Source organism: Archangium sp. (assembly GCF_036388035.1).
GTDB lineage: Bacteria > Myxococcota > Myxococcia > Myxococcales > Myxococcaceae > Archangium.
Genome location: NZ_DASVSO010000745.1, coordinates 1 through 2,367, shown reverse-complemented (window position 1 = coordinate 2,367; position 2,367 = coordinate 1). Strand labels below are relative to the sequence as shown.

Below are 2,367 nucleotides of genomic sequence, written 5' to 3'. Positions count from 1 at the left end.
GAGATCACCCCCAACCCCGACGATGACCAGAAGGTCGTGGCCGAGGCGCGGGCGGGCTACAAGCTGAAGGATCGGATCATCCGTCCGGCGCGCGTGAAGGTGGCCAAGTACGTTGCCCCCGCGCAGGCCTGAGTCCCTCCGGGGCCGCCAGGGTGAGGGGTCCAAGCCCTCGCCCTTCGGCCCCGTGAACGCGGGCCCGGATTTCGGGAAATAGACGGAGGGGGTGGTTGTTCGTCCCCTCGCCATGACCCCCGTCGTGACCCGCCGCTGTCTCTCCCTGCTCGTCCTGCTCCCGCTCGTGCTCGCTTCCCGGGCGGGGGCGGACTCGGGAGCGCTCGCCCCGTGGCTCCAGGCCCGGGCGCGGGAGCATGCCTCCTGGGTGGAGGATTCGACCCACGTGCGCAGCGGCCCCATGGGGCTGTGGCGCGAATGGGGCGCGAAGGAGCCGATGCTGCCGGGCTTCGTGCCGCCCACCTCGCTGGCGCCGCTCATCCGGGCGGTGGAGGCGGGGGTGGTGAACATCAACGTCACGGGGACGGGGAGCCGGCTGGAGGGCGCGAGGCGCTCGGCGACGGGCTCCGGCTTCATCCTCACCCCGGACGGGCTGGTGGTGACGAACAACCACGTGGTGGCGCAGGGGGACGTGGTGGCGCGGGAGATCGTGGTGCGCCTGTCGGACGGGCGCGAGTTTCCCGCCGCGGTGGTGGGGCGTGACTCCTCCACGGACGTGGCGCTGCTGCGGATGCTGGGCAAGGACGTGGGCGGGCTGCCGGCGTTGTACCTCGGGGACTCGGACAAGCTGGAGGTGGGCGATTGGGTGGTGGCCATCGGCAACCCGTTCGGGTTGGACCACTCGGTGTCCCACGGGATGATCTCCGCCAAGGAGCGGGTGATCGGCGTGGGGCCCTTCGACGACTTCATCCAGACGGACGCGCTCATCAACCCGGGCAACTCGGGTGGGCCGCTCTTCAACATGCGCGGCGAGGTGGTGGGGGTGAACACGGCCATCATCACCCAGGGACAGGGCATTGGCTTCGCGGTGCCCATCAACATGGTGAAGGACCTGCTGCCCAACCTGCGCGAGAACGGCCAGCTGCAGAAGGGCTGGCTGGGCGTGGTGATCGACGAGGAGCCGCAGGCGGGGGCGCGGGCGGCGGTGGTGAAGGAGGTGTACCGCGAGAGCCCGGCGGCGAAGGCGGGCATCCGCACGGGGGACCAGGTGGTGGGGGTGAACGGGAAGCAGGTGGACTCGTACCAGCAGCTGCTGCGCCGGGTGGCGATGCTGGCGCCGGGCACGGAGGCGAAGCTGACGCTCCTGCGCGAAGGCAACACCCAGGACGTGGTGGTGAAGCTGTCGGCCCGTCCGGCGCCCGAGGTGCTCGAGGCCCTGGCCAGCCCGGGCAACCTGAGCGAGCTCGGCCTGGTGCTCCGGGATGTCACGCCCGAGGTGGCCGCGCCCATGGGGCTGGAGCCCTACGAGGGCGTGCTCGTGTCCGGGGTGGTGCCGCGCAGCGTGGCGGCCCAGGCCGGGCTGCGACAGGGCGACGTGGTGACGGAGGTGAACCGCCGCAAGGTGAAGGACATCGCGGCGGTGAAGGGCGCGCTCGAGCGGGGCGTGGGCTCCTCGGTGCTCCTGCGGGTGCGGCGCGGCGAGGTGCAGCAGTACGTCGCGCTGGAGCCCTGAGCCCCGCGGCTACTTCTTCTTTCCGCCCTTCTTGCCACCCCCGGAGCCGGGCTCCTCGGCGAACCACATCCCGAGCGGCTCGCCCGTGCGCGCGTGCGTGAGGAGGATGCCCTCCACCCGGGCGGCGACGCCGTACTGCTTCCCGCCGCCCCGCTTGCGCGGCAGGCTCCACACGCCCTGCGGGGTGAAGACGAGCTGCGCGCGCACCTGGTGCGTGGAGAAGAGGCGCAGGAAGTTGCTCGCGTTCCAGCCCTCGGGCGTGGTGCCGGTGATGCGCAGCAGCGGCAGCAGCGGGTTGCCCTCCGTGTCCGTCTGCGAGGGCACCCCCTGGGTCAGCGCGTAGGGGCCGCCGGGGAAGTACGGGGTGACGTTGATGACGTAGTTGCCCGTGCCGGGCTGGTACGGGCCCGGGCTGAGCATGGTCGCCACGTCCTCCCCGACGATCATGTAGAGCTTCTTGTCCTCGTACTTCTCGCGGAACGCCTTGGCCTCCCCGCGGCAGGACGGGCCGGAGAACATGCCCCCGCACTCGCCGATGTACTTCTCCAGGAACGAGGTGAGGCTGCCCAGGGGCTCGGCCTGATCCCTCAGGCGGGCGAAGCGCGGGTCCACGTCCGCCAGGGCGAACGCGGGCAACAGCAGGACGGCGGCCAGGATGAGTCGTCTCACGCGGTGGGCACTCC

General features: G+C 71.5%; 3 protein-coding genes. 2 read left to right on the top strand and 1 reads right to left on the bottom strand.

Features of this window, described 5'->3' with window-relative positions:
- Positions 1–132, top strand: a 132-nt coding sequence (gene grpE, locus VF697_RS30590; protein WP_331100456.1) for a nucleotide exchange factor GrpE, incomplete at its 5' end; no start/stop codon positions are given.
- A 112-nt stretch (positions 133–244) separates the two neighbouring features.
- On the top strand, positions 245–1,684 hold the full coding sequence (locus VF697_RS30585) for a trypsin-like peptidase domain-containing protein (protein WP_331100454.1): 1,440 nt from the start codon (positions 245–247) through the stop codon (positions 1,682–1,684).
- Between the two features lie 9 nt (positions 1,685–1,693).
- Here VF697_RS30585 and VF697_RS30580 read toward each other — a convergent pair.
- A partial coding sequence (locus VF697_RS30580) for a DUF6066 family protein (protein WP_331100452.1) occupies positions 1,694–2,367 on the bottom strand: 674 nt, incomplete at its 5' end.